Source organism: Pseudomonas sp. Soil_N_39, from assembly GCF_057655955.1.
The window spans coordinates 292,711-299,007 of the sequence record NZ_JBDGLI010000006.1; the positions used below are offsets into that span (position 1 = coordinate 292,711).

Consider the following 6,297-nt stretch of genomic DNA (forward strand, 5'->3'; position numbering starts at 1 on the left):
ATCGCCTCCTTGTGTAGGGATCAGCGATGTGGGTTCACGGCTGGTCGGGAGGAACGTCCCGCGGAGGGACTTCGCAAACGCCGATCCGCTTGGCGACCCAGCGCTCGTAAAGACCGATCGCCACATCGGCACCGGCCATGGCAGTCAGGCAACCCAGGGCGCAAGCGCTCCAGATCGACATGCCGAGGGCGTACAAAAGCATGGTTGCCGATACGCCGCAGACCACGCAGGCACCGGAGCGCAAGGCCAGGCGCCGCAATAACGACCAGCCACGGGCGCCCTCCTTGTCGGCGCGCCACATCTCGCCGGACACCCCGCCCACCAGGGCGAGCACGATGACCAGCCAGATCGGCATGTCCAGCAACGCTTGTTGCTCGTTTGTCATGTCAGGCTTCCTGGGGGGATTGATAATTGTGTAGGAACCAAGATGTTTCCCTGGCATCTCTCCGCCAGAATTTTCCGACGGTTGCGCCAAGTCATTTGAGATATGAAAAAGCCCCGCATCATGGCGGGGCTCCGATTGGTATCGAGTAGGTATCCCGGGGAAGACCCCGTTCGTACCCGCTTGGGCATCACTCCAAACGCGCTTTAGCTATCAAATCTTCCACGTCCAGATATCGAACGTCCTGAAAGAATTTGGATCGAACAAGCGGATCGGGCGGTAGGTTGGTTGGAAGCCGAACCGCGCCCAAACAGGCGTATCCTTGATTACGGCCAGGCCACCATTTGGTTGTAAACGAAGTACCGCGCCCGGATGTCCATCCGTGCCGGAGTTCCAGAGGGGTTTGTCGTTCGCGGCGTAGACCACGAAATTCCCATCAGCTTGGAATACAGCCTTCACGGCTCCCTTGTTTTGGGTGTAACTGGACCATCGCACACTCCAGTTCGGACCGTAGTTCACTACGTTACCGTCCCCTTGGAATATCAAGGCACCATCACCAGAAAAATACGGAATCCCGGGTGCCAACTCGACGGGGCTTGAGAAAATTACCGACGCATTAGCACCTGGCATCAGCGGAATAGACGGCGTGCCATTCCAGATTGCTACCGAGTCGATCAGGACGATATTCCCGTCATCCTGGAGCACCATATGAGTTCGGTTCCACTGATCGTCACTGGTGAAGGTGCTGTTATCGGTCAGCCAGGTGCGCTTACGGATAGGATCATCCAGGAATGCGCCATATTGAACGTAAAGCTGCGGCGGCACCTGGTAACGCAGTGGGACCGTTGAGCTGTAGGGCTGTTTCTCGTTGGCCACCCACACTACCGTGCCATTATCCTGCAATACTAAATTCCCATCGGCCTGAAGCAGCAGCTTAAAGCGGCCGTTCGGCGAGAGAAGGAACTGTCCTGCAGTCATTGTTTGGTAGGCGGGAAGAACGGAAGTGCCGCTACCTTGAAAGGGGATACGTGTACGTCCAGCCATATGATTACCTATAAGTCAAATGAGCTATCGCGGAGAATTCCGCATCCATGCCGCTCAAAGGCGATAACTCGAGGCTCGCGGCCTTCACATGATTCAACGTCCCGCATCGGGCACATTTGATCTGGAGTTCGGTGTTCTCGCCCATGCGGGCCAGAAGTCTCTTGCAGTGACCGCATCTGAAATCCTTCAGCATTGAAAGCCCTCCCATTGGCGGCGGTTTGAAGTGCCTTGCACAGGCATTCCAAAAAGCCCGGTTGCCCAGGCTTTTCAGTAATACGCCTGATCTTTCGACATGCCTTTAATGGAACAGGGTTGGCGTCACTTCGGAGCAGCGCAGGTCGCGCCTTTGTAAGTCATGGTGTAGGTGTAGTGCCTGTCCCACGACAGCGGCAGCGTACTGGGTGCTGCCCATTCCGCGTAGTTACCCGACATCGAGCCAGCAACCACCAATTTACCCATGGCAATGGTCGCGAGATTGTTGGCACTCCCTGCCCCTGGCATTGGCACACTCCCATTCCATTGGAGATCGTCGCCGTTCTGGAACCATGCGCCCTTCCAGCCAGCCTGCGAGCTTGAGTACCAGGTATTGTCCGCTTTGAAGCAGATCGTTTGGTTGGCATAAAAACCACCGCCCGGAACGTGGTAGTAAGCGAATTGCCAGGAGCCGACAGGTGAGGTTTCGGCAATGGCTTGGATGGCCTGGGTAGCCAGAACGGCTGCGATCAACATGCTGAACAATTTTTTCATTGGTTTACTTCCTTTAGCTAAGTAGGTTCTTAGCGAGTAATCAGCATGTCCACACTGGTCGCGTCGCAAGAGTTGTTAGCCTTTCTGTCGATGACCAGATAAAGCAAAGACGTCGGCGTGACTGCGACGCTGTTCAACATGAAGGTAGTGCTGCCGCCGTTTACCAGGCTCCCGGACTGGAGCACGGTGTCGCCCAGGTTCAGCGACCAGCCAACACCATCCCCGCAGGCGTTATGCAGGTCATTGACCCGCCCCAGCACGTTGATATTGCCGGTGACAGGACTGGCCCAGCGGAAGATGCTCTGGCTGTTGGTGCCCGGATGCGTGGCCACGTCACCCTGCTTGAACACGAAACTGGTGCCTGAGCCGGTGAAGGTGAAGCTTTCATTTGGAATAGAGATCCAAGCAGCCGTCGCATCGTCACGCCAGCAGGTGGTTGGCTTGCCATTACATACCCCAGCCTGAAACGACGGAAAGAGCGTGTAGTTGGCCGAGCCGTTCACCCCCGATTTGTTTTGCATGAACGACCAGGGCGAACCGGCCGGTGCGGCTTCGGTCATCAGGTACATGTCCCGGGCCAGGTTCCACGACATCGCCGTATCAGCCCAACCGTTCAGGGATACGAAGGACGACAGAAAGGCAGTCGCCAGCAGGATTTTTTTGAGCAATTTCATTTTTCTTATCTCGGTGGATGTCATTGAGTACCGAGTGCAGGGTCTATTCCGCACGCTGTTCGCTCGCCGGCGTTCACTCGAGGCTCAACGGCCTTCACATGATTCAACGTTCCGCATCGGGAACACTTGATCTGGAGTTCGGTGTTCTCGCCCATGCGGGCCAGAAGTCTTTTGCAGTGACCGCATCTGAAATCCTTCAGCATCGAAAGCCCTCCCATTGGCGGCGCGCCACATCTCGCCGGACACCCCACCCACCAGAGCGAGCACCATGACCAGTCAGATCGGCATGTCCAGCAACGCTTGTTGCTGGTTTGTCACGTCCGCTTCCTGGGAGCTTTGGAAGGCCGTGAAAAAAGCCCAGCACTGCACCGGGCTTTTCAAAAAGACACTCCGCTAGGGCAACTCTGGCCAAACAATGCTCAGAGGAAAAGCGGGTTGTTTGTTGACCTGAGTGAAGGCGACGCAATACTCCTTGAAGGCAATCAAGTAAGCCTGCTCGGCAGCGGTAGCGACGCCCAGATCGACTTTGAATTGCAATCCCGAAGACGCCACGCGGGTCATGACGCTGTCGAGCCGCCTGGCTTTTTCATTACGCATCTGCTCTGCGAGTGCAGTCTGTGGCCACGGGAAACCGGAGTTAAACGACCAGATCCCATCAGTGTTGACTGCGTTGTAGTCATAATCGACTTCGGTGCTGGAACTGCCGGTAACGTCAATCCAAAGTTGGTCTGCCGGGAATTCCTCAGAGATCGGGTTGACGGTTTCGTAGATGTTGTCGACTTTACCGTCCACAACGCGTGCGTATTTTTTCATGCTTATATCCTTATTGATTGCCGGTACTCCGGCACTCTTCGATCTGCCTGCTTCAGGTAGGCATTCCAAAAAGCCCGGCAACGAACCGGGCTTTTCAGTAATGCGTTCCTTCGTTTTCCTTGACCAATGGCCAGAAGAAAAATGATCTTTCGGCGCGACTGGCGCGGTACGGATCCATTCAAATTGTTCCTCCGGCCGCGGTCCTTGCCCGCCGGATAACTGCTTCTGGTGCTTTACGCTGCACACCCGGGTCAGTTGCCAACCCTCTGAACCGTTAAGGCCGGTTCATCGCTGCCTGTTGATGGAACTAAAGAGCTTTGTTGCCAGCCGCTTTGTCGAGCGGCTTGGACACAGAATATGCATGTATGCATATACAGTCAATGCGTTAATGCATTTATTTATGCGCAACGAATGCACGAATGCATGAACCCCTCGTAAACAAAGGGGCTATGGGTTTTCAGGAGGCGAAAAAAACCCGCACGGCGGCGGGTTTTATCTGACAGCGCAGGGGTTAGCGGGCGTACATGCCCCACCAGAAGACGTGGCCGAGGATGACGATTTGCTCGTCCTGCATTTCCTGGAACGTGTAGTCCTCGTCCGGATGTTCATCGCGGTTGAAGCTGCGCAGGCGGATGCCGGTGGGCAGGCGATAAAGCTGCTTCACCCGCAGTTGGCCGTTGTGGTTGATGGCGTAGAGATCACCGTCGACGATGTCGCCGATACCGCACTTGCCTGCGTTGACCCCGACCGTGGCGCCGTCTCGCAGCACCGGCAACATGCTGTTGCCGCGAACGGTCACGCACTTGGCCTGGTCGAACTGCACGCCGTTATGGCGCAGGCTGCGCTTGCCGAAGCGCAGGCTGGAGCGCTCGCTTTCCTCGATGACGAATCTTCCTGATCCAGCAGCCAATTCAACCTCGCGCAGAAAAGGGACCGACACTTCGTCTTCTTCGACGGGTGTTTCGTCGTCCCACAGGCTTATGTCCTTGAGTTCGGAATGCGGCTCGTCGCGGCGGGCATTGCCAGCGGGCCCAACGTCCGCGCGCCCGCGCAACTGGTCGGTGCTCACGGCAAAATATTCGGCGATCTTCGAGATGTGTTTATCCGAAGGGTCGACAATCTTGCCGCTAAGAATCCGCGAGAGAGTGGACTGAGGCACGCCGGTACGCCGGTGAAGCTCCGTGGGGGAGATCCCGTGCTGATCGAGCAATGCTCTTAATACGGTAGAAACGTTGCGTTTTTGCATAACGCGCATGATGCTTGTTCTTTTTGCGGAAGACAAATGCTGTTTTGCATAAATATGCAATACGCCTCACTTAAGCCTCATTTGATTCACTGTGGTGAGGGGATTTATCCCCGCTGGGGCGCGAAGCGGTCCTAAATTCCACCCCAAGGTGCACTAGCCACTTAGGGGCTGCTACGCAGCCCAACGGGGATAAATCCCCTCGCCACAGGAGCTTGACTCCATATCTGATGACCCTGCTGATCACATGGGGAATTCGCCCTACACGTCCCTAGGAAAAGGCTCCAAGTCCGTCCTTCAAATGTGCGACGCAAGGCTACGTTTTCTTGCGCCTCTGCCTACAACTACGCCAGAATCCGCCGGCTTGTCCGCCTTGGGGCCCATCGGTACTTTTGATCCTGTCACTGCCCATCAGTGATCGGGTTTAGTCGCTCGGTATTCCAAGGTGCTCATTGCTCCATTCAGTCAGGTACTTCTATTCCTGCACTTGATGGTAGTTGTGCGCAGGGCGCCCTCGGGCGCGCCGGTTTCTTGGATCCCCGGTCGACTAACCTGCGTACAGCTGCCACCCCTCGTTTAGTCGCGAGTGAGTGGTGGCTCAACTTCAAGGATCCAATAGAATGCCGAAGAACACGCAAAATCCCCCAGACGATCACGTCTCCCGCAGCCAATCGGCCAACGCCAAAAAACTCGACGATGCGGCCACCCGCGCCCTGGACTATTACCTCAAGCCGAAAACCGACAAGGAAACCTCTGACAAACCCGACACCCTTTTCATCATCGCCCCCAACATCGACGCCGAATGCCTGCTCGCCAACCTCAGCGAAACCCTGGCCTCGGCCAACGCCATGGTCAGCGACCTGGCATTCGACCTGAAGGGCTCGCGACGGAATATCGCGCTGGGGGTCCAGCAGATGATCGAGCTGAGCCAGTTGCTGGCGAATCGGGCGTTGGATGTGGTTGAGGTGAGGTAGGCACTCATGATGCAAGCCGAGACCTAAGAGAAGCCCGACTACCCCATGTGGGAGCGAGCTTGCTCGCGATAGCGGTAGTCCAGTTACAACCAAGTTGTACTGGCTGCCGTCATCGCGAGCAAGCTCGCTCCCACAATTGGATCGGGGTACAACCGGAGAGATTGGCCGGCTGTAAGGCCGCCTTCGCGAGCAAGCTCGCTCCCACAATTGGATCGGGGTACAACCCGAGAGACAGGCCGGCTGTCAGGCCGCTTTCGCGAGCAAGCCCGCTCCCACAGGGGGAGCGCGGTCCCACCAGGAACCAGGTCGGCTATCAGGCCGCCTCGGGGTGGACGTTGATCTCGGCGCCCCGTTAACCACGCTGGCTGAACGAAGGTATTGCGCAGTGGGCAACCCGGCATGGATGCCGGGTTAGCCGCG

The 6,297-nt window shown here is 56.6% G+C and carries 9 protein-coding genes and 1 pseudogene; 1 reads left to right on the forward strand and 9 read right to left on the reverse strand.

Annotated features, from left to right (window positions below; genetic code table 11):
• Positions 1-34: 34 nt before the first annotated feature.
• From AC3A5O_RS12170 to AC3A5O_RS12210, 9 genes and pseudogenes are all read right to left on the reverse strand, one after another.
• Positions 35-385, reverse strand: a complete 351-nt coding sequence (locus AC3A5O_RS12170; RefSeq protein WP_135843944.1) for a phage holin family protein — start codon at positions 383-385, stop codon at positions 35-37.
• A gap of 210 nt (positions 386-595) precedes the next feature.
• Positions 596-1,426, reverse strand: a complete 831-nt coding sequence (locus AC3A5O_RS12175; RefSeq protein ID WP_122565438.1) for a putidacin L1 family lectin-like bacteriocin — start codon at positions 1,424-1,426, stop codon at positions 596-598.
• Positions 1,427-1,430: 4 nt separating this feature from the next.
• Positions 1,431-1,619, reverse strand: coding sequence for a Com family DNA-binding transcriptional regulator (locus AC3A5O_RS12180; protein WP_122565439.1), 189 nt, complete (start codon positions 1,617-1,619; stop codon positions 1,431-1,433).
• A gap of 125 nt (positions 1,620-1,744) precedes the next feature.
• Positions 1,745-2,173 (reverse strand): hypothetical protein, encoded by a 429-nt coding sequence (locus tag AC3A5O_RS12185; RefSeq protein ID WP_122565440.1) that lies wholly within the window; start codon positions 2,171-2,173, stop codon positions 1,745-1,747.
• Positions 2,174-2,202: 29 nt separating this feature from the next.
• Entirely contained in the window at positions 2,203-2,847 is a 645-nt protein-coding gene (locus tag AC3A5O_RS12190) for a hypothetical protein (protein ID WP_122565441.1), read from the reverse strand.
• Positions 2,848-2,867: 20 nt separating this feature from the next.
• Positions 2,868-3,050 (reverse strand): Com family DNA-binding transcriptional regulator, encoded by a 183-nt coding sequence (locus AC3A5O_RS12195; RefSeq protein WP_122565481.1) that lies wholly within the window; start codon positions 3,048-3,050, stop codon positions 2,868-2,870.
• Positions 3,051-3,069: 19 nt separating this feature from the next.
• Positions 3,070-3,165: pseudogene (locus AC3A5O_RS12200) on the reverse strand (phage holin family protein); the annotation flags it as partial.
• Positions 3,166-3,240: 75 nt separating this feature from the next.
• Positions 3,241-3,660: a tail fiber assembly protein gene (locus AC3A5O_RS12205; protein WP_122565442.1), complete on the reverse strand. Its 420-nt coding sequence runs from the start codon at positions 3,658-3,660 to the stop codon at positions 3,241-3,243.
• A gap of 511 nt (positions 3,661-4,171) precedes the next feature.
• Positions 4,172-4,906: a LexA family transcriptional regulator gene (locus AC3A5O_RS12210; protein WP_305471158.1), complete on the reverse strand. Its 735-nt coding sequence runs from the start codon at positions 4,904-4,906 to the stop codon at positions 4,172-4,174.
• Positions 4,907-5,523: 617 nt separating this feature from the next.
• Between AC3A5O_RS12210 and AC3A5O_RS12215 the strand changes: the two genes are divergently transcribed.
• Positions 5,524-5,877: a DUF6124 family protein gene (locus AC3A5O_RS12215; protein WP_305482822.1), complete on the forward strand. Its 354-nt coding sequence runs from the start codon at positions 5,524-5,526 to the stop codon at positions 5,875-5,877.
• The last annotated feature ends 420 nt before the right edge of the window (positions 5,878-6,297 follow it).

Bases quoted from the DNA above. Each gene is read 5' to 3' on its own strand.
- AC3A5O_RS12170 (WP_135843944.1), bottom strand. From the start codon at position 385: ATGACAAACGAGCAACAAGCGTTGCTGGACATGCCGATCTGGCTGGTC.
- AC3A5O_RS12175 (WP_122565438.1), bottom strand. From the start codon at position 1,426: ATGGCTGGACGTACACGTATCCCCTTTCAAGGTAGCGGCACTTCCGTT.
- AC3A5O_RS12180 (WP_122565439.1), bottom strand. From the start codon at position 1,619: ATGCTGAAGGATTTCAGATGCGGTCACTGCAAGAGACTTCTGGCCCGC.
- AC3A5O_RS12185 (WP_122565440.1), bottom strand. From the start codon at position 2,173: ATGAAAAAATTGTTCAGCATGTTGATCGCAGCCGTTCTGGCTACCCAG.
- AC3A5O_RS12190 (WP_122565441.1), bottom strand. From the start codon at position 2,847: ATGAAATTGCTCAAAAAAATCCTGCTGGCGACTGCCTTTCTGTCGTCC.
- AC3A5O_RS12195 (WP_122565481.1), bottom strand. From the start codon at position 3,050: ATGCTGAAGGATTTCAGATGCGGTCACTGCAAAAGACTTCTGGCCCGC.
- AC3A5O_RS12205 (WP_122565442.1), bottom strand. From the start codon at position 3,660: ATGAAAAAATACGCACGCGTTGTGGACGGTAAAGTCGACAACATCTAC.
- AC3A5O_RS12210 (WP_305471158.1), bottom strand. From the start codon at position 4,906: ATGCAAAAACGCAACGTTTCTACCGTATTAAGAGCATTGCTCGATCAG.
- AC3A5O_RS12215 (WP_305482822.1), top strand. From the start codon at position 5,524: ATGCCGAAGAACACGCAAAATCCCCCAGACGATCACGTCTCCCGCAGC.